General features: G+C 64.3%; 8 protein-coding genes. 7 read left to right on the top strand and 1 reads right to left on the bottom strand.

Annotated elements, in window-relative coordinates; all coding sequences use genetic code 11:
* The 3 genes from BG60_RS07890 to BG60_RS07880 form a co-directional block, all read left to right on the top strand.
* The coding region (locus BG60_RS07890; protein ID WP_034471012.1) for an iron chelate uptake ABC transporter family permease subunit at positions 1-327 on the top strand (327 nt) is incomplete at its 5' end.
* Positions 324-1,082, top strand: coding sequence for a siderophore-iron reductase FhuF (gene fhuF, locus BG60_RS07885; RefSeq protein WP_008347638.1), 759 nt, complete (start codon positions 324-326; stop codon positions 1,080-1,082). The genes BG60_RS07890 and fhuF, both read left to right, overlap by 4 nt.
* A complete protein-coding gene (locus BG60_RS07880; protein WP_051996440.1) occupies positions 1,079-2,032 on the top strand; it encodes an ABC transporter substrate-binding protein in 954 nt (317 codons plus the stop codon). The genes fhuF and BG60_RS07880 overlap by 4 nt, the downstream gene beginning before the upstream one ends.
* Positions 2,033-2,062: 30 nt before the next feature.
* On the opposite strand, the gene BG60_RS07875 is transcribed toward BG60_RS07880, so the two are convergent.
* A complete protein-coding gene (locus tag BG60_RS07875; protein WP_051996438.1) occupies positions 2,063-3,805 on the bottom strand; it encodes a cyclic peptide export ABC transporter in 1,743 nt (580 codons plus the stop codon).
* Positions 3,806-4,014: 209 nt separating this feature from the next.
* Here BG60_RS07875 and BG60_RS07870 point away from each other — a divergent pair, with 209 nt between their 5' ends.
* From BG60_RS07870 to BG60_RS07855, 4 genes are read left to right on the top strand one after another with little or no spacing between them, the layout of a single operon-like run.
* Positions 4,015-13,557 carry a non-ribosomal peptide synthetase gene (locus tag BG60_RS07870; RefSeq protein ID WP_034471008.1) on the top strand — a complete coding sequence of 3,181 codons (9,543 nt, stop codon included), beginning with the start codon at positions 4,015-4,017 and terminating at the stop codon, positions 13,555-13,557.
* A gap of 25 nt (positions 13,558-13,582) precedes the next feature.
* Positions 13,583-18,544 (top strand): non-ribosomal peptide synthetase, encoded by a 4,962-nt coding sequence (locus BG60_RS07865; protein WP_008347644.1) that lies wholly within the window; start codon positions 13,583-13,585, stop codon positions 18,542-18,544.
* Positions 18,545-18,557: 13 nt separating this feature from the next.
* Entirely contained in the window at positions 18,558-19,904 is a 1,347-nt protein-coding gene (locus tag BG60_RS07860) for a lysine N(6)-hydroxylase/L-ornithine N(5)-oxygenase family protein (RefSeq protein WP_008347646.1), read from the top strand.
* A gap of 38 nt (positions 19,905-19,942) precedes the next feature.
* Positions 19,943-20,803: a formyl transferase gene (locus tag BG60_RS07855; protein WP_008347648.1), complete on the top strand. Its 861-nt coding sequence runs from the start codon at positions 19,943-19,945 to the stop codon at positions 20,801-20,803.
* Positions 20,804-21,535: the final 732 nt, after the last annotated feature.

Below are 21,535 nucleotides of genomic sequence, written 5' to 3'. Positions count from 1 at the left end.
CTGCCGATCGCGCTCCTGCGTCCGCTCGTGCTCACGGTCGCGACGCTCGCCGCGTGCGCGGCGGTGGCGGCGGTCGGGCCGGTCGGCTTCATCGGCCTGATGGCGCCGCATCTCGCGACGATGCTCGGCGCGCGCACGCACGGCACGCGGCTCTGGCTCGCGGCATTGCTGGGCGCGCTCGTGCTCGCCGCCGCCGATCTCGCCGCGCGCACCCTGCTCGCGCCGCGCGAGATTCCGGCGGGCGTGCTGACCGCGCTGATCGGCGCGCCTTACATGCTGGCGCTGCTCGTCATCGAAACGCGTCGCGAGAAGGGTCGCGCGCGATGACAGAGCAAGCGCGTTCCTTCGCTGAATTCGCGCCGCCCGAGCTTGCGCCGTATCTGCAGAACGTGTGGCTCGGCAAGCCGGACGACGATGCACAACGCATCGCGCTGACATCGCTCGCCGATCATCGCGATGCATTGCTCGCCGCGATGATCGCGCTCTATGGCGGCGATGCCGCGCTTCATGCGCGCGCGCTGCTGTCGCAATGGAGCAAGTACTACTTCGGCCTCGCGGCGCCCGCGGGCGTGGCGGCGGCGAGGCTGCTCGGGCGTCCGCTCGATATGTCGCCCGAACGCACGCATCTCGTGCTGAAAGAGGGCATGCCCGCCGCGCTTCATTTCGATGCCGATGCATTGCGCGCACCCGATGCCGATCCCGCGCGCCGCTATGCGAGTCTCGTCGCGCATCTGGACAGCGTGATCGGCATGATCGCGGGCATGACGAAGATCGCACCGCGCGTGCTGTGGAGCAACGCGGGCAACGTGCTGGACTATTCGCTCGCGAATTGCCGGTCGATTTTCAGCGATGCCGATATCGACGCGGCCTGGCTCTTTCGCGCCGGCGATGCGAATCCGCTGCGCACGCCGATCCGCGATGCGACGCCGCGATCGACGCTTCTGCCCAACCCGTTTCGCGCGCGCCGCGTATGCTGCGTGCGCTATGAGATTCCCGGAGAGACGCAACTGTGCGCAAGCTGCCCGCTGCTTTTGACGATGCGCGACGAAGAACTCGCTTTGCAAGACGCCATCTCTCGATAGCGCTTGGAGCGTGTCTGTGCATCGCGTTCTCCGGTCAGCGCGCGCTCGCCTGCGCGCCGCTCGCCGGCAATCCGACCGTGTCGCAATTCAGCAAGACGATGCCTGCGCGCCCGTTGCGCATCGTCGTGCTCGAATTCATGTTCGCCGAAGACGTGGCCGCGCTCGACATGACGCCCGTCGGTGTCGTCGATCCCGAGTATTACGACGGCTGGATCGGCTACGACAGCGCGCGCTTCGAAGGCGTGCCGGCGGTCGGCACGCGTCAGGAACCGAGTCTGGAAGCGATCGCATCGACGCGGCCGGATCTGATCATCGGCGTGGGTTATCGACATGCGCCGATTTTCGCGGCGCTGGATCGCATCGCGCCGACGGTGCTGTTTCAATTCAGCCCGGATGTGCAGAACGGCAAAGCCGACGGCGCGCGCACGCAGCTCGAATGGACGCGCAGCATCTTTCACACGATCGCGTGCATGACAGGACGCGAAGAGCAGGCGCGCATCGCCGATGCCAAGCTCGATGCGGGACTGGCTCGCGATGCCGCGCGTCTGAAGGAAGCGGGTTTGACGGGCACGCGCTTCGCGCTGTTGCAAGACCTCGGCCTGCCCGACCGATACTGGGCTTATACGGGTAACAGCACGGCGGCGGGCGTCGCGCGTGCGCTCGGCGTTCATCTGTGGCCTGAAAAGCCCACGCGCGAAGGCACGGTGTATGTGACGTCGGCGGACTTCCTGAAGCGGCCGGATGTGGCCGTGCTGTTCGTGACGACATCGAATGCGGCGACGTCCGTCGATGCCACACTCGATTCGCCGATATGGCGCTTCGTGCCCGCGAAGAAGGCACAGCGCGTGACGCTCGTCGAACCGAATATCTGGGGATTCGGCGGGCCGATGTCGGCGTTGAAGCTCGGCGACATGATTACCGAAAAGCTGCTTGCGTTGCCGAAGCATTGAAAAAACGGGGCCTTGCGCCCCGTTCATCGTTCAACCCGATGTGCCATTCGCCTGAACGCCGAGCGTTGCCGCTCTCACGCCGCCGCCGCGCGTCTCGTTCACGACCATTCCGTTCTCCAGCTTCAGCACGCGATCCGCGATGGAGAAATAGCGGTCGTCATGCGTCACGACGATGACAGTCTTGCCACGCGCACGCAACTCCGGCAACAACTGCTCGTAGAACACCGCTTTGAATGCCGGGTCCTGATCGGCGGCCCATTCATCGAAGAGATAGAGCGGACGGTCTTCGAGATACGCGACCACCAGCGCAAGCCGTTTGCGCTGACCTGTGGAAAGCGAGCGCGTCGAGAACGCGCCATCGACGACCTTCACCTTGTGATCCAGCGACAGCTTCGCGACGAGCGCATTCGCGCGGGCATCCGCGGCCGCGCGCGACGCATCGTTCGGATCGACGATGCCGAGCAGCGCATCGAACAGATGGAAGTCGTTGAACACGGCAGTGAAACGCTCGCGATATGCAGCGCGATTCGTTGCATCGACCGCGACGCCATCGACTTCGATCACGCCCGATTCAGGCTCATAAAGCCCTGTAAGCACTTTCGCAAGCGTGGTCTTGCCGCTGCCGTTTCCGCCGACGATGAACACGAGTTCACCCGGCCTGAACGTCAGATCGACGGGACCGATGCGGAACATGCGCTCGTCGCGTTCATGGAAATACGAGTGCGCGACGCCGCGCATGGTGAGCGTGTGAAAGCCCGCATCATCGGCGGAGGAAACAGAAACAGAAGACACGCGCAGACTGCCGAACTCCGCCATCACCTTCTCGATGCGCGCCAGCGAAACGCGCGCCGCGTTCAGCGTGGGAATGTTGTTGAGCAGACCATCGAGCGGCACCAGCATGAACAGAAACACGACAACGTAGCCTGCTGTCGCGCCCGCATCCGCGCGCACGCCGAGCGATGGCCAGAACGCCGCAGCACCGAGAAAGCCGTAGAACAGAAAGACGATCCAGCCCACGCCGATCGCATAGGCGCTGAACGCGCGCCGCCGATGATCGCGCACTTCGCCGATTGCCGCGCCGAGTTGTCCATCGACGAACTGCTGCGAGCGCGCGCGATGCAGCTTCAATTCCTTCGCGCCCGCAAAGAGCGCGCCGAGATAGCCGAACAGCTTGTCCTGCGATTGCCCGGCCGCTTCGAGCGAAGCGATCGCGCGCTTGTCGCCGAGGTGATAGCCGAGCGATCCCGTGATGATCGCCGCGAGCGCGAGCAGGCAAACCGGCCACGACAGCCACGCGAGATAGCCGAGGCAGCCGAACACGATCGATCCGTGCATCACGATGTTCGGCAACGCGAAGAAGAGCATGGAGACATTGGTGGCGTCGTCGGTCAATACGGACTGAACGGGCGCCGCGCCGATGCGCTCGACATCGCGCAACTCCGCCGCCGCCACGCGCCGCGCGACATGCTCGCGCAGTTGCGCCATCGTGTCCTGCGAGAGCCGCGCGAACAGCACGCCCGATACGACGCGCGTGAAGAGCGCGATGACCGCGCACAACGCAAAGCGCCAGGCGAGCGCGCCATCGGCGGATGAAGGCGTCGATAGCGCGCGATTGAGCGTCGCGACGAGCATCACGCTCGCGATGCCGTTCATCACGCAGGCGACGAGCGCCACCGCGAATGCGCCGCGCGAGCGCTTGAGCAGCGCGAGGATGAGGCGCGCAGCGGGCTTCTGCGTGGCGGAAGAATCTAAAGGCTCGTGGATAGCAGTCATTGGCAGGGCATCACTGAACTGAAGTCGGAAAGCGGCGCTGAACGCACCTCTACATAGAGACGTTTCAGCACGACGAATCTTTAGCGCATGAAAAGCGGTAAAAATTTTTTCGCGCGAATCGTCATCCCGAATGAAGCCGCATTTTCAGCGGCCCACGTTCGTGCCGCAGCTTTTCCCGATGCGGCCGGAACCCGAAGGAATTCATGCCGATGACGAGTTTTCCGACCGCGCTGCATCTTCGTATCAAGGCACTCGCGCGCCTTCAACCGGATGCGCCCGCCCTCGCATTCAATGCACATGACGACGCACGTCTCACACGCGGCGAACTGGATGCCCGCGCGTCGCGGCTCGCGGCGCGTCTGCGCGCTGCGGGCGTCGGCGCTGAAGTGCGCGTCGGCGTATGCGTCGAGCGTTCTTGTGAATTGTTCGTCGCGCTGCTTGCCGTGTTGAAGGCGGGCGGCGTATTCGTGCCGCTCGATCCGCATCATCCTGCCGCGCGTCTCGACTGGATCGCGAACGATGCGCGCCTCGCGCACGGCATCGTCGATCGACACGCCGACGATGCGATGCGCGCGCGCTTCACGCGATGCTTCGACGCAGAGCAAGACATCGCCGATGCACCCGCGCTCAACGACGCTGCGCCCGTGCATCCGCGCGCAGCCGCGTACATGATTTACACGTCGGGATCGACGGGCACGCCGAAGGCCGTCGTCGTCGAACATGGCCCGCTCGCCGCGCATTGCGATGCACTTGTGGCGGCGCTCGGCATCGGCGAGGGCGACAGCTTGCTGCACTTCGCATCGGTGAACTTCGATGCGGCGCACGAATGCTGGCTCGCGCCGCTGGCCGTGGGCGCGCGCGTCGTCATCACGGCGCCGCCGCCGTTCGCGCCCGAAGCAGCGCATACGTTGATCGAACGTGAACGCGTGAATGTGGCCGCGTTTCCGCCTGCTTATCTGCGCGAATTCGCTTCCGTTGCCGAGCGCAAAGGCGTGCCGGCCTCGTTGCGCGTGCTCGCGTTCGGCGGCGAGGCGCTGTCGCGTGAAGCGTTCGCGCGCGTGCGTCGTGTATTCGCGGCGCAGCGCCTCATCAACGGATATGGTCCGACGGAAGCCGTCATCTCGCCGATGCTCTGGCCCGTCGAGCCGCACGTCACGCCCGATCTCGACGATGCCGATGCGTATGCGTCGCTGCCCATCGGACGCGTGATCGGTCCGCGTGTCGCGCGCATCGACGATGGCGAGTTGCTGCTCGGCGGCGCGTGCATCGCGCGCGGCTATCACGGTCGCGCTGCGCTCACGGCGGAGCGTTTCGTGCCCGATGCTTCCGGCGAGCCGGGCGCGCGCATCTATCGCACGGGCGACCTCGCGCGCGAACGTGCCGATGGCGCCTACGACTATCTCGGCCGCATCGATGACCAAGTGCAGATTCGCGGCGTGCGCGTCGAGCCTGCGGAAATCGCCGCGTGTTTGCGCGCGCATCCATCCATTCGCGACGCAGCCGTGCTCGCCGATTCGACGAACGGACGCGTGCAACTAACCGCCTGTTTCGCGCCCGCACATGAAGCTGTAAGCGATGCCGCGTTGAAGGCATATCTCGCGGAACATTTGCCCGCAGCCTGGCAGCCGCATCGGTATGTGAGGCTCGCGCGCCTGCCCTATACGTTGAACGGCAAGCTCGATCGCGATGCGTTGAAGAAGCAGGCGGATCGCGCAACGTCGATGTCGCGCGACGCGGATTACATCGAGCCGGCGACCGATACCGAACGCCGTCTCGCGCAAACGTGGCAGCGCATTCTCGACCATGCCGCGCCCATCGGACGTGCTGATCGCTTCTTCGAACGCGGCGGCGATTCGCTCGCGGCGATGCAGTTGCAGGCGGCGATCCGCATCGACTGGCGCGTGAATCTGCGGCTCGATACGATCTTCGACGATCCGCCGCTGCAAGCACTGGCCGCATCGATCGATGCGAGCGAGAAGGAGGCGAGCGATCCGGTCATCGTGAGAAGCGTGGTTTCGTCGGATGCGCCTTATGTCGATCGCGCGGCATCGTTCGCGCAGCAGCGCTTCTGGGTGCTCGCGCAAACGCGCGACGCGGGCGCGGCGTATCACGTCGCGGGTCGTTGGGACATCAGCGGCAGGCTGGATGCAAACGCATTGCAACGCGCGCTGGATCATTTGATCGAACGCCACGAGGCATGGCGCACGACGCTCGTCGAGAACGAAGACGGCGTCGTCATGCAGCGCATTCACAAGTCCTTGCCGGTGACGATTCAGCGTGTGAATCACAGTTCGAATGCTGATGAAGAACGTCACGCGAGCGAAGCGTTCGACTTGTCGAATGGTCCGCTGTTGCGCGCGACGCTCGCATCGTCCGGCGATGAATCGCACCGGCTGATGCTGGCGGCGCACCACGCGATCACGGATGGCTATAGCTCGCGCATCGTCTTCGATGAACTCGCGCATGTTTATAGCGCGTACGCGCAAGGCCAAACGCCTTCGCTTGCCGCGTTGCCGATTCAATACGCGGATTACGCGCAGTGGCAGCGCGAACTCGTCGCGGGTGAAGAGGGCGCGCGTCAGCTTCGCTTCTGGCGCAAGGCGCTCGATGCCGCGCCTGAACCGCTCGCGCTTCCTTTGGATCGCGCGCGTCCAGCCGAACGCGATCATCGCGGGCAACGCGTAACGTTGCGCTTGTCCGCCGATACGTCGAACGCATTGCGTCAGCTTGCACGCACGAAGCACGCGTCGCCGTTCGTCGTGTTGCTGAGCGCGTTCGACGCGTGGCTTCATCGGCTTACGGGCGCAAACGATTTCGTTGTTGCGACGCCGGTCGCGCATCGGCAGCGTCCCGAGACGGCGGCGCTCATCGGCCTGTGCCTGAACACGCTGGCGTTGCGTGCGCGCGTCGATGCGGCTCAAACGTTTTCCGATCTGATGGAAGCGACGCGCATTCATGCGCTCGATGCGTTCGCGCATCAGGACGTGCCGTTCGATCGCGTGCTCGATGCAGTGAAGCCGCCCGTCGCGCGTGGCGACGAGTGGCTGCGCGTGAAGCTCGCGCAGCAGTTCGATGCAGCGTTGACATCGGCGTTGCCGAACGCATCGGCGATTGCAACGCCCGGCCCCGATCTCGCGGCGCGTTTCGATTTCGCGCTCGACCTCACCGACGATGTTCGCGGCATCGAACTCGTCGCGGCTTACGCGTGCGATTGCATCGATGAAGCCACCGCGCGCGCATGGCTTGCGAGCTTCGCGACGCTCGTCGCGGATGCGGTGCGCGATCCGTCGCGCCCGATCGCATCGCTCGATTGCATGCCCCAGCGCGACGTGCAACGAGGCCGCGCACTGAACTTCGAAGCCGACGATATCCTCGCGTTGATCGCGCATCACGCGAGCGCGACGCCTCATCGCATCGCGCTTGCGGACGCGCATACGCAGATCAGTTACGCCGAACTCGACGACGCATCGAACCGCATCGCGCTCGCGTTGCGTCATAAAGGCGCGAAGGCGGAGCAGGCGGTCGCGGTGTGCATCGAACGTTCGGTGCGCTTCGTCGTTGCGTTGATCGGCGCGATGAAGTCGGGTGCTTATGCGGTGCCGCTCGATCCGTCGATGCCGCACGCGCGCATCGATGCCGCGATCGACGCATGCGGCGCGCGTTTCGCGCTCGTCGCGATGAACGACGACAACGCGCCGCGCGCGCTCGGCAATGCTCAACTGCTCGATGTCGATACGCTCGCGCACGATGCATCGCTCGCGAATGCCGCCGTGCAGCGCGTGCAGCTTGCGCCTGCGCAGACCGCTTATGTCATCTTCACGTCGGGCTCGACGGGCACGCCGAAGGGCGTAGCGGTGCCGCATCGCGCGCTCGCCGACTACGTGCAAGGCATGCTCGATGAACTCGCGTTCGCGCCTGGCGCATCGATGGCGATGGTCTCGACGGTCGCCGCCGATCTCGGTCATACGACGCTCTTCGGCGCATTGTGTTCGGGACGCACGCTGCATCTGTTGCCTGCTCGATGCGCGTTCGATCCGGATCGCTTTGCCGCAGAAATGCGCGTGCGCGAAGTGGGCGTGCTGAAGATCGTGCCGAGTCATCTGCACGCGCTGCTCGAAGCGCAGCATCCTGCCGATGTGTTGCCGTCGCATGCGCTCGTGACGGGCGGCGAGTCGTTGCCGTGGGCGCTGGTCGATCGCGTGAAGGCGTTGAAGCCTTCGTGCCGCGTCATCAATCACTATGGTCCGACGGAAGCGACTGTCGGCGCCATTGCGTGCGAAGCGTCTGCATTCGCCGACGATGAACGCAATGCGCAGAGCGTGCCGCTCGGACGCCCAATGCCCAATGCCGAGGCTTATGTTCTCGATACATCCGGCGCGTGCGTGCCGCCGGGCGGCATCGGCGAGTTGCATATCGGCGGGCCGGGCGTTGCGCGCGGTTATCTCGGACGCGCCGCGGCGACAGCGGAGCGCTTCATGCCGCATCCGTTCGTGCGCGGCGAACGCCTTTATCGGACCGGCGATCGCGTTCGTCTGCTCGCGGATGGACGTATCGCCTTCCTCGGCCGTCTCGACGATCAGGTGAAAATTCGCGGCTATCGTGTCGAGCCGGGCGAAGTGAGCGCGGCATTGCGCGCGATCGAAGGCGTGGCTCAGGCCGAAACATTGCCCGTCGATCGCGATGGGCGTCTTCAGCTTGTCTCGTTCGTGACCGGTTCCGCGCAAGACGATTCGACGTTGCGCGATGCGCTCGGCGCGCGCCTGCCCGACTACATGGTGCCCGCGACGATCGTCATGCTCCGCGCGTTGCCGATGACCGCCAACGGCAAGATCGATCGTGCAGCATTGCGCAGCATCGCATCGAAGCCGGTCGAATCCGTCGTAACGAGCGATACGCCGCGCGGCGACACCGAGGAAGCCATCGCCTCGGTATGGCAGGACGTGTTGAAGGCGAAGCACGTCGGGCGCGATGACAACTTCTTCGAGCTTGGCGGCGATTCGATTCTCGTGCTGCAAGTAATCGCGCGTCTGCGCAAGCGAGGCCTTCGCGTCACGCCGAAACAGGTTTTCGATAACGCGACAGTCGCGCAACTCGCGCTAGTCGCGAAGCCTGTCGACACGAACGAAGCGAAAGCGCCTGTCGTCGCGACGAAACAGGCGGATGGAAGCGCAGCGTTGACGCCCGCGCAATTGCGCTTCTTCGCACTCGACATTCCGCAGCGCGGGCATTGGAATCAATCGGTGGAATTCGACGCGAATGCATCGTTCGATCTCGACGCCTTTGCGCGCGCGTTGGATGCGCTGCTTACGCATCACGCTATCTTCAGGCAACGCTTCGAGCGCGATGGCACGACTAACGCATGGCGCATCGTGCAGGCATCGAAGGCATTCGATACGCTGCCGCTCGCAGCCGTCGCCGCGAACGATGAAACGGATGCGCTTGCGCAGTTCGATGCGATTCAGCGCACGCTCGACATTTCGCACGGGCCGCTCGCATGCGCGCTCGTTGCATCGCTTGCGGACGGACGCACGAAGCTCTATCTGGCAATTCATCATCTGATCGTCGATGGCGTGTCGTGGCGCATCCTGCTCGACGATCTGTCGAGCGCATATCAAGCGGCGCAGTCGCGCGGCACCGCGAGTCTTGCGCGTACCGGCGCGACGGCGTCGCAATGGGCCGCGCGCCTTGCGGCAGCCGCGCGTGACACACACTCTCCCTTCGCAGACGAGGCGAAATACTGGATCACCACACTCGCTGCGGGCGATGACCTGCGTCTCGATCATCCGCAAGCGAAGGCAACGAACGCAGACGCCGCGGTCATCGAACAGACGCTCGAAGTCGATCTCACGCGTGCCGTGCTCGCCGATGCCAACCTCGCCTATCGCACGCAGACGATCGAACTGCTGATCGCGGCGCTTGCTCATGCGACCGGCGCGACGTGCCGCATGGAGCTGGAAGGACATGGCCGCGAACCGCTCTTCGACGATATCGACGCAAGCCGCACGCTCGGATGGCTGACGAGTCACTATCCGGTTTCGATTCCGGTGCAGGCATCGCCGATCGAAACGCTCGCAGCCGCGAAAGACACGCTGCGCGCAGTGCCGAACAAAGGTCTCGGCTTCGGCGTGCTGCGCCATTTTGGCGACGATGCGACGCGCGCTTCGCTCGAAGCATTGCCGCGGCCGCGCGTGACCTTCAACTACCTCGGTCAGTTCGATTCGCTCGATTCGCGCGACGCAGCGTTCACGCCGCGCTTCGGCGGCGCGGGTTGCGAGCGCGATCCTTCCGGTCCGCTCGGCAACGCGCTCGCGATTCACGCTTATGTCGCCGATGGAGCGGAGCGCACGCTCAGGCTGCATTGGGTCTACGGCGCGACGCAATTCGAACGCGCGACGATCGAGGCGCTTGCGCAGCGATTCGAGGGCACGCTCGCCGATATCGTCGCTGCATGCGCCGGGCGCATCGCGATGAAAGGCGCAGGCGCGACGCCGGGCGATTTCCCGCTCGCCCGCGACGGCGGTTTGACGCAAGCGGCGCTCGAACGCCTGCCTGTGGATCTGCGCAGCATCGCCGATATCTATCCCCTCTCGCCGATGCAGCAGGGCATCCTGTTCCACTCGCTGTTCGCGCCTGGGCAGTCGACGTATGTGAATCAGTTTGCCGCAACGTTGATCGCTCCCGATGTAGACCGCCTGCGCGCGGCCTTCGAGGCTTCCGTGCCGCGTCACGACATCCTGCGCACAGGCTTTACCGCCGATGAAGCCGCACCGATGCAGATCGTGCATCGCCAGGCGCGCTTGCCTTTCGATGTGATCGACTGGCGCGAACGTAGCGATGCATCGGCCGCCTTCGAAACGTGGCTCGCCGACGATCGCGCGCGCGGCTTCGATCTTGCCGCGCCGCCCCTGATGCGCGTCACGCTGATTCGCGTCACCGACGATGAATGGCGCATCGTGTGGACGCGTCATCATCTGCTGCTCGATGGCTGGAGCACGGCCCGCATGTTTGCGGATGTCCTGCGCGACTACATCGAGCCGCCGCGCGCGCAGCCGTTCGTCGCGCACGCGAAGGCGCGTTATCGCGACTTCATCGAATGGCTCGCGACACGCGATGCGCAAGCCGACCAAGCGTTCTGGACCGACCGTCTCGCACGCCTCGGCGAACCGACGCGCATCGCGCAGCGCGAAGCGAGCAAGGCGCCGACACTCGACGATCATCGCTCGTGGCGCGCGTCGCTCGACCCTGCGATGACCGCGCGTCTCACCGACGCCGCGCGCCGTCTGCGCGTGACGCTCAACACGCTCGTGCAAGGCGCGTGGGCGCTCGTGTTGCAGCGCATGACGCATAAGGCGAGCGTGGCGTACGGCGCGACGGTCGCAGGCCGCCCGGACTCCCTCGCCGATATCGACGGCGTACTGGGACTCTTCATCAACACGTTGCCGGTGATCGCCGAGCCGCTGCCGCAACGCGCCGCGTCCGCATGGCTGCGCGAATTGCAAGCGGATAACGCCGCAGCCCACGAACACGCTCACACGCCGCTCGCGGATATTCAACGCTGGGCAGGTCAAGGCGGCGGTGCGTTGTTCGACACGCTCGTCGTATTCGAGAACTATCCCGTCGATGAAGCATGGGCCGGCCGCGACGAACGCGCGCTAAAAATGCGCGCGTTGCGCAACATCGAAGCGACCGACTTCGCGTTGACGCTCGTCGTGGAGGCGGGCGAAGCTATCGTCATCGACTATGGATACGACGCGGCGCGTCTGGATGAATCGCGTGTGGCGGCACTGCATCGCGCGCTATCCACATGTCTCGACGCATTTGCGACGAACCCCGATGTGCCGCTCGGCACGATCGCGCTCGCGGATGACGTCGCGCGTTTCAATGCGACAGCGCGCGCATGGAGCGATATCGAAAGCCTGCCACTGCATCGGCAATTCGAACGCATGGCGAACGCCGCGCCCGATGCCATCGCGCTTGAGATGATCGCGGTCGACGGCATTGTGAATCGCATCACGTATGCGCAGTTGAACGAGCGCGCGAATCGCGTTGCCGCTGCGTTGCTTGCAGCGGGCGTCGCGCACGACACGGTGGTCGCGCTGTGCGTCGAGCGTTCGTTCGACATGGTCGTTGCACTGTTCGGCGTGTTGAAGGCGGGCGCGGCGTATCTGCCGATCGATCCGGATTACCCGGCGGATCGCATCGCCTATCTGCTCGACGATGCGAAACCCGCTGTCGTGTTGACGCAAACGCACTTGCGTGCGCGCGTGGAGTCGGTTGCTTCGACGGCGCGCGTGTTCGATGTCGATGCGCTCATGCAAGGCGACGCGACGCTCACTGCGTCCATCGACGTCACCGACGCGCATCTCGCGTATCTCATCTACACGTCCGGCTCGACCGGCAAGCCCAAAGGCGCGGGCAACACGCATGGCGCGCTGGCGAACCGTATTGCGTGGATGCAGGACGCCTATCGCCTGACGCGCGACGACGTCGTGCTTCACAAGACGCCGTTCGGTTTCGACGTTTCCGTATGGGAGTTCGTATGGCCGCTCGCGACGGGCGCGAAGCTCGCTATCGCCGCGCCCGGCGATCATCGCGATCCGGCGCGGCTCGTCGCAGCCATTGAGGCGCATCGCGTGAGCACGCTGCATTTCGTGCCGTCGATGCTCGCGGCGTTCGTCGCGCATATCGACGAGTTCGGCGATGCGAAGCGCTGCGCGAGCATCGAGCGAATCGTCGCGAGCGGTGAAGCGCTTGCGCCCGAGCTCGTCGCGCGCGTCGCGAGGCTCTTGCCGAACGCGCGGCTCTACAACCTCTATGGTCCGACCGAAGCCGCCATCGACGTATCGCACTGGACGTGCAGCGCGGGCGATATCGAATCCGCTTCCGTACCTATCGGTCATCCGATCGCGAACCTGCAACTGCATGTGCTCGATGCAGCGCTTCATCCGGTGGCCGCGGGCGGCATCGGCGAACTCTATGTCGGCGGTGCGGGACTCGCGCGCGGCTATCTCGGACGGCCGTCGCTGACAGCGGAGCGCTTCGTGCCCGACCCGTTCGTCGCGGGCGCGCGACTGTATCGCACGGGCGATCTTGCGCGCCGCCGCGACGATGGCGCGCTCGACTATCTCGGCCGCATCGACACGCAAGTGAAGCTGCGCGGACAACGAATCGAGCCGGGCGAGATCGAAGCGCTGCTGCGCGCCGAGCCGGATGTGCGCGATGCGGTCGTGATCGTGCGCGACGAGCAGTTGATCGGCTACGTCTCATGCGCGGCATCCGAGACCTTCGATGAAAGCGCCGTGCTGAATTCGTTGCGTTCGCAACTACCTGCGTACATGGTGCCCGCGCGTGTGATGGCACTCGACGCGTTGCCGGTCACGCCGAATGGCAAATGCGACCGCAACGCGCTGCCGGCCCCGGCGCGAACGCAACGCATCGTGACGGCGGCGCGAACGCAGACGGAACGCGAACTCGCCGCAATCTGGCAGCGCGTGCTGCGAGTGGAGGCCATCGGCCGCGACGACGATTTCTTCACGCTCGGCGGCCACTCGCTGCTCGCGACGCAAGCGAACGCTCAGGCCAATCTGCACTGGTCGCTCACGTTGCCGCTGCGCACGCTGTTCGATGAACGCACGCTTGCGCGCTGCGCCGCCGCGATCGACGCCGCGCTGGCTTCACGCGATGAAAAGGGCGGCGCGCATGACGCCGCGAGCGTCATCGATGCCTTGCTCGATGAACTGGAGACGCAATGAAAACCGCAAGTCAAAGAGGACACGCATGACGCAGGCCAAACCCGATCTGCTTTCGCTCGCGACGCGCTTCGCGCAGTTGCCCGATGCGCAGCGCAAGGTGTTCGTCGCGCGACTCGCCGATGCAGGCATCGACTTTCGTACGCTGCCGATTCCGCCGCGCACGCGAGGCGATGCGTGCGAAGCGAGCGTGCCGGCATCGTTCGCGCAGACGCGTCTGTGGCTGCATGCGCGCATGATCGACGAGCCCGCGGCGTATCACATCACCGAGCGCCTTCAGCTCGATGGCGCACTCGATGCGAATGCGCTGCGCCTTTCATGCGATGCGTTGATCGCGCGTCACGAAGCGCTGCGTACGACGTTCAGCGAGGGCGCGGACGGCGTGCTGCAAACCGTGCACGCGCCCATGCGCTGTCCGTGGAATTCGGTGAATCTCGAGCATCTTCCGGTCGCCGAGCGTGAGGCACGCGCCACGGCGCTCGCGCTCACGGATGAATCGCGTCCCTTCGATCTCGCTCACGCCCCGCTCGTGCGCGCGCATCTGATCAGACTCGATGCGAACACGCACTGGCTTTCTCTGACGACGCATCACATCGTGTCGGACGGGTGGTCCGCCGATATCGCGCTTGCCGAGCTTGCTTCGTTCTATCGCGCGTATGCGTGCGGCGAAGCGGTGTCAGTCGGGCCGTTGCCGATTCAATACGCGGATTTCGCGCTTTGGCAGCGTCGCTGGCTCGATGCGGGCGAGCGCGAACGTCAACTGGACTTCTGGCGCGCACGGCTCGATCCATCGCGCGACATATTGATGCTGCCCGGCGCGGCAGCGCGTCCCGGCGAGCGCAGCGCGCGCGGTGCGCGCCATCTTTTCACGCTCGATGCAGCGCTTGCGGCGCGATTGCGCGTCATCGCAAGCGAATATCGCGCGACGCCTTTCGCCGTTTTGCTCGCCGCGTTGAGCGCGCTCTTCGCGCGCGCATCGGGCGAGGCGCATATACAAATCGGCGTGCCCGCGGCGAACCGCGAGCGTGCTGAAACGGCAGGACTGGTCGGCTTCTTCGTCAACACGCTGACGCTCGCTTCGCGCGTCGATGCAACGCAGTCGTTCTCGATGCTCGTCGATACAACGCAAGCCGCGCTCGTCGATGCGCAGTCGCATCAGGATGTGCCGTTCGAGCAGGTCGTGGAAGCGCTCGGCGTCGTGCGCAGTGCGAGTCATCATCCGTTGTTTCAGGTCATGGCGGCATATGGCGCGCGCCGCATGTTGCCTTCGTTCGCCGATGTGCGCGTGACCGAATTGCCTTCGGGCGCGCCGTTCGCGAAGTTCGATCTGACCGCGAACTTCGAGGAACGCGCGGACGGATCGCTTGCGGCCGCTTTCGTCTACGCGCTCGATCTCTTCGAAGCCGATGCCATTGAACGCCTCGCGCGCCGCTTCGTCGAGTTGTTGAGCAATGCACTCGACGCACCGCCAACGCTCGTCGGCGATCTGCAATGGTTGCCGCAAGACGAACGCATGCAGCTCGACGCATGGAATCGCCATGCGCCTGAACATGCGCCCGAATTCGTCTCGGTGCATGAACGTATCGCACGCCATGCGCGTGCGCGACCGGATGCGCGCGGCGTCGCGGATATGGAGCGCGCCTTCACGCGCAGCGAAGTGGATGCACGCGCGACGCGCATCGCGCAGCGTCTCATCGATGCGGGCGTGCGCGCTGAAATGCGCGTGGGCGTCGCGTTGAGCCGTTCGGTCGATCTGCTCGTCGGCCTGATCGCGGCGCTCAAGTCGGGCGGCGCATTCGTGCCGCTCGATCCAAGTCATCCGCGTGAACGTCTCGCGCAGATTCTCGACGATGCGCGCATCGAGCACATCATCACCGAGCGCGCGAGCATCGATGCGTTGCCCCTTCCAGCGAGCGCACGCGTCCTGCTTCTCGACGATGAAACCCTCTACGCCGACGATGCAACATCGCGCATCGCACTGCCCGATGTCGTCGCGGAGCAAGCGGCGTATGCGATCTACACATCGGGTTCGACGGGCAAGCCCAAGGGCGTGATCGTCGATCACGGATCGTTCGCGCGCCATTGCGTCGCCATCGCGCAACGTTATGGCGCGACCGAGCGCGACACGTTCATGCTGTTCCAGTCGGTTAATTTCGACGGCGCGCACGAAGGCTGGTTCTCGCAGTACATCAGCGGCGCGGGGGTCGCGATCACCACCGATACGCTATGGCCACCCGCGCTGATCTGCAAGCTCATGCGCAAAGAGGGCGTGACGATGACCTACGTGCCGCCCGGTTGCGCGACGCAGCTTGCGGAATGGGCGCTCGTGCACGGCGCGCCACCGACGTTGAAGTCGATCACGGTGGGCGGCGAAGCGACATCGCGTGAAGCCTTCGCGTTGATGCGCCGCGCGTTTCCGAATGCGCGCATCGTCAACGGATATGGTCCGACGGAGACCGTCATCACGCCGATGCTGTGGATGTTCAATCCCGGCGACGATCCCGCGAAGCTCGCGGATTGCGCCTATCTTCCGATCGGCACGCTTGTCGGCGCGCGCACCGCGCATGTGCTCGATGAGCGCTTGAATCGGCTGCCCGTCGGCGTGATCGGCGAACTGTATCTCGGCGGCGACGGCGTGGGCGTCGCGCGCGGCTATCTCGATCGTCCTGCATTGACTGCCGAGCGCTTCGTGCCCGATCCGTATGGCGAGCCGGGCGCGCGTCTGTATCGCACCGGCGATCTCGTGCGGCGTCGCGCCGATGGCGTGTTCGATTTCATCGGCCGCGTCGATCATCAGGTGAAGCTGCGCGGCTTGCGTATCGAACTCGGCGAGATCGAAGCGCAACTCGCCGCACACGACGATGTGCGCGAAGCGTGCGCGGTCGTGCGTGGCAAGGGCGCGCACGCCGCGCTCGTTGCCTATGTCGAATTGAAAGCCGATGCACGCGAACGCGCCGCGCTGGGCCGCGCCGCCGATGCCGCCGAACTCGATGCGCATCTGCGCCGCACGCTGCCCGATTACATGGTGCCGGCGCATATTGTCGTGCTCGATGCGTTGCCGCGCAACGCAAACAGCAAGGTCGATCGTGCGGTGCTTCCCGAACCGCCGAAGAAGGAGCGCATCCACGAAGCGCCCGCTGCGGGCACGGAAGCCGCGCTCGCCAAGATCTGGCGCGACGTGCTCGATGTCGAACGCGTGGGCCGCGGCGATCACTTCTTCGAACTGGGCGGGCATTCGCTCGCGGCCGTGCGTGTGGTGACGCGCATCGCCGAAATGCTCGGGCGCGATGTGCCCGTGCGCGCATTGTTCGAAACGCCGGTGTTGTCGCAGTACGCAAAACGCGTGTTGCAGGCGGGGCTGTGCGAGGGCGCATCCGATGCAGGCCAAAGCGTATTCGAGGCCGACGAACACGGCGTGTGGCCGCTTTCCGCGGCGCAACTCGGCCTCTGGTTCTTATGGCGCGCGCAGCCGAAAAGCGCCGCATACAACATTCCGGTCGCGTTGCGGCTGCACGGATCGCTCGATTCCGATGCGTTGCGCGAAGCGCTTGCGCAAGCTGCCGCGCGTCATCCGGCGTTGCGCACACGACTGGTCGAACGCGATGGCGCGTTGCCGGGTCAGCGCATCGTGCCGATGTGGCGCTTCGAGTTGCCTGTGATCGATGTTGCCGGCAGCATCGACGAAGCGAAGCGCATCACCGATGAAGACGCGCTCACGCCGTTCGATCTCGCCAGTGCGAAGCAACTCTGGCGCGCGCGTCTCGTGCGTCTCGCCGATGACGATCATGTGCTCTCGCTCGTCGTGCATCACATCGTCTCCGATGGCACTTCGATCGATCTCTGGCTCGACGATATCCGCGCAACGTATGTCGCTTTGCGCAAGGGCGCATCGGTTGCAAAGCGCGCATCGAATGCGCTGGTGTTGCCTTCATCGGCGACGGGCGCGCGGCTCGCGTACTGGCGCGATGCGCTGAAGGATCTGACGGCGATTGCATTGCCCGCGCCGTCAGCGGGCCGTATCGAGAATCCGCAATGGCTCGCGAGCCGCATCGGATTCGATCTCGATGATGCGCTCATCGAACGCGCCCGCGCGCTCGCCGTGGAATGCCATGCCACGCTGCCGATGCTGCTGCACGCCGCACTCAACGCGGCGTTGCATCGCGTGACCGGCGTGCGCGATCAGCCGGTCGGCGTGCTCGCATCGACACGCGAATCGACGGGCGACAGCGCGCGCGATGCACTCGGACTCTTCATCAACGCAGTCGTCGTGCGCACCCGCATGACGCATGACGATACGCCCGCGACTTTACTCGCGACCGTGCGCGATGCGGCGCTCGCCGCCTACGCACACGCCGACGTGCCGTTTGCCGATGTCGTGTCCGCGTTGAACGCGCAGCGTTCCGGCGCGGGCAATCCGCTATTCCAGGTGATGTTCAACTATCTGCGCCCCGCCGCGATGGCGACGCGCGACTGGGCCGGCCTCGCGATCGAAGGTTTCGACGATGTGCGTCATCGCGTCGTGTTCGACCTCGAACTGGACGTGACGGAGTATCCGGATGGCCGCGTGAGTTGCGCGTTCTCTTATGCGAACGAGCGCGTGGCTGGGGCGTTCGTCGAAACGCTCGTTACTCGTTTTCTCGCGACTGTAGAGCTGTTTGCGCACGCGCCGCATGAGGTATTCGACTCATGCGACGCCGCGTTCGAAGGGACTGAAGGACTCGCGGCATCGATGGCATCGGATGAAGAGACCGATGAAGCGCGAGCGCTCGCGAGCCTATGGAGCGAACTCTTCGACGGCCAGACGCCCGCGCTGCACGACGATCTCTTCGCGGCGGGCGCGACGTCGTTCGCGGTCGTGCGTTTCGTCGATGCGGCGCGCAAAGCGGGCTTCGACATCGTTATTCATGACGTTTTCGCCACGCCGCATTTCGCAGGCCTCGGCGCGACGCTCGCACGCCGCGTCTCGCTTGCATCGATCAATGACATCTGAGAGACACAGGGAAATGAAAAAAGAAACCGTATTCGATCTGATCGGCGTGGGCTTTGGGCCGTCGAACCTGTCGCTTGCCGTGCGTCTTGCCGAAGAGCGCGGCGCGTCGAACATGACGCATTGCTATATCGAACGGCAAGCGGAATTCGGCTGGCATCGCGACATGCTGCTCGACGATTGCCGTATGCAGATTTCCTTCCTGAAGGATCTCGTCACGCAGCGCGATCCGACGAGCCGCTTTACGTTCATCAACTATCTGTTCGAGCGCGGGCGTCTGAACGAATTCGTGAACCTGAAGAACTTCTATCCGACGCGCGTCGAGTTTCACGACTATCTGAGCTGGGTCGCGCAAGCCTTTGATGATCGCGTGCATTACGGGCAGAGCGTGACGGCGATCGAACCCGTGCTCGAAGCGAATGGCGATGTGAGCGCGCTGCGCGTCGTATCGCAGGAAGCGGATGGGCGCGAATGGCGTCGCGTGACGAAGGCTTTGTCGGTCGGCGTCGGCGGCGCGGCGCGTGTGCCTGAGCCGTTCGCATCGCTCGGACCGCATAACGTGATTCATTCGTCGGCGTATCTGAGTTCGATCGAGCGCGTCGCGGGCGATGGTCGCAACGGCAAGAAGCGCATCGCGATCATCGGTGCGGGGCAGAGCGCGGCCGAAGTTTTCGCCGATCTCACGCGGCGTTTTCCGCATGTCGATGCGACGCTCGTGATTCGCGCGAGCGCGCTCAAACCGGCCGACGATACGCCCTTCGTCAACGAGATCTTCAGTCCGGAGTTCACCGATATCGTCTTTGCGCAATCGGAAGATGGGCGGCGCTCGCTGATCGAGCGTTTCCGCGATACGAATTACGCGGTCGTCGATCGTCCGTTGATCGAGCAGATCTACGAAATGCTCTATTTGCAGAAGGTTTCCGATGAAGCGCGACATCGTTTGCTGGCGAATACGCTCATCGAAAATGCGGCGCGTCGCGCGAATGGCGAGATCGAGTTGACGATGCGCGACGTGCTGACAGGTCACGCGCGCGCCGAGCGCTTCGATGCGCTCGTGCTCGCGACGGGTTATCGGCGCGACACGCATCTCGCGCTGCTCGACGGCCTTGCGCCGCATCTGGGCGACGCGCTCGCGCAGCGCAATGTGGGCCGCGATTATCGGCTTGTCACGCCTTCGAACTTCAGGCCGCGCATCTATTTGCAAGGCTGCTGCGAAGACAGCCACGGTCTTTCCGATACCTTGCTTTCGGTGTTGGCCGTGCGCTCGGATGAGATCGCGGCATCGCTTGCCGATGCCGGACAGGAACACGCCGTGAAGCAAGCGGCGGAGACGAGCGGCAGCCGCATGGCCGTGGCGCTTTGAAAACTATTACTGGCGATGTTTGAAACGAGCGGCAATCAATGACGAAGCTAAAACTGGTCTACATCATGTCCTTGCGCAACGCGGCGGCGGATCGCGCGGGACAGCATATCGAATACAAGGGCGGCACGCGGTATATGAAGTCGCCGCTGGAGTATCTCGTCGAGCAACTCAATGGATCGCCGTTGGGCGATCTCTATTCGCTCGAAGGCGTGATCTACGACGATGACGAAGGCTCGCCGCGGGATCGCGAAAAACTGGCTGGATATGGTTTTCGTTATGCGCCGGGAGGGCAGTGGATTCATCCGCCGGAGCTCGCGGTGCGGGGCGTGCCGGTGACGAGTCTTCTTCATGCGATTCCTTCTTCTTATCGGCGGTTGGCTTTGGATGCGGTGAGCGAGCGGGCGGCGCAGAAGAGCGCGTTCGAGAAGCGTTTGCTGGAGAAGCTGCGTGCGCTCGATGCGGACTTCGTCGTGCTCGACGGGCTGCTCGTGATTCTCGATGAACTCGTTCGGCCCGGTGCGGAATTTTGCCGGCGTATTGCGAATATTCATCCTGGGATTACGCGGCTTGGTTCGCCGTTTGAACGGCGGGGGGCTTATGCGACGCTCGATGCCTTGCATGGGGCGCGTGGCGAGCGCGTAGTCGATTGGAACGCGATGCGCGTTGAACCGGCGCCGGTGATCGACCGGACAGGCGCTTCGTTTCATTACGTCGATAACGGGATCGATTCTGGTGAAGTCATCTTTGATGTGCTTGGCACTAGCATCGATCCTTTAGATTCCATTCTCGAACTGCGCTGGAATAATTTTCAGCGGAGTCTGTTTCCTGCTTTGGACGGCGGGCTGCTTGCCATGGCCGGGGTGTTGGCGCCGGATCCCGATTACGTGTCGGTTTGTTAGCGTTGCCCCTTTGCGGGGCGGCACCTACTTTCTTTGCTGTAGTCGCCGGATCCCGTATTCGTGTCGGTCTATTAGCGTTGCCCCTGTGCGGGGCGGCACTCACTTTCTTTGCTGCTGCAAAGAAAGTAAGCAAAGAAAGCAGCTTTTCAAGCCCGCGGTCACACGCAATTTGGGTAGTTCTCTCGTCCTCGATGGCACTCACCTAAAGAGTGCCCTCAAAGGACCAATCGGGCTTGGCTCGCGCACGGTCCGCCGCCCGAAAACGCTGAGGACACTGGTTCAGCACGAAAGAGCTTCGGCACAGCGCTACGCGCTGCCGCCGGGTATGCAAGGGAAACCAACGGGCGGCGAAGGCGGCGAGATCGAGGCGTTAGTAGGGAAGCACACGCGGTCCCGATTGACCGGTCGGCCGCGAAGCGGGCTGGAGCTATTTGGTGCTGAACCAGTTTGGTGTGTGGTGCGATGAGACGGACCGTGCGCGATCCAAGCCCGGTTGGGCCTATGAGGGCACTCGTTAGGCAGCCCACGATGGACGAGAGGACTACCCAAATTGCGTGTGACCGCGGGCGTATCGGAAGCTGCTTTCTTTGGTTACTTTCTTTGCAGCAGCAAAGAAAGTGACTGCCGCCCCGCACAGGGGCAGTGCTAATAGACCGACGCGATTACAGGATTCCACGAAAGCAGAAGCGAAGCCAGAAGCGAAACCAGAAGCGAAAGCCGAATACTTGAAGC

It is taken from the genome of Caballeronia zhejiangensis (genome assembly GCF_000698575.1).
Lineage (GTDB): Bacteria > Pseudomonadota > Gammaproteobacteria > Burkholderiales > Burkholderiaceae > Caballeronia > Caballeronia zhejiangensis.
The sequence above is the reverse complement of the archived record's forward strand: the minus strand, read 5'-3'. Positions and strand labels throughout refer to the sequence as shown.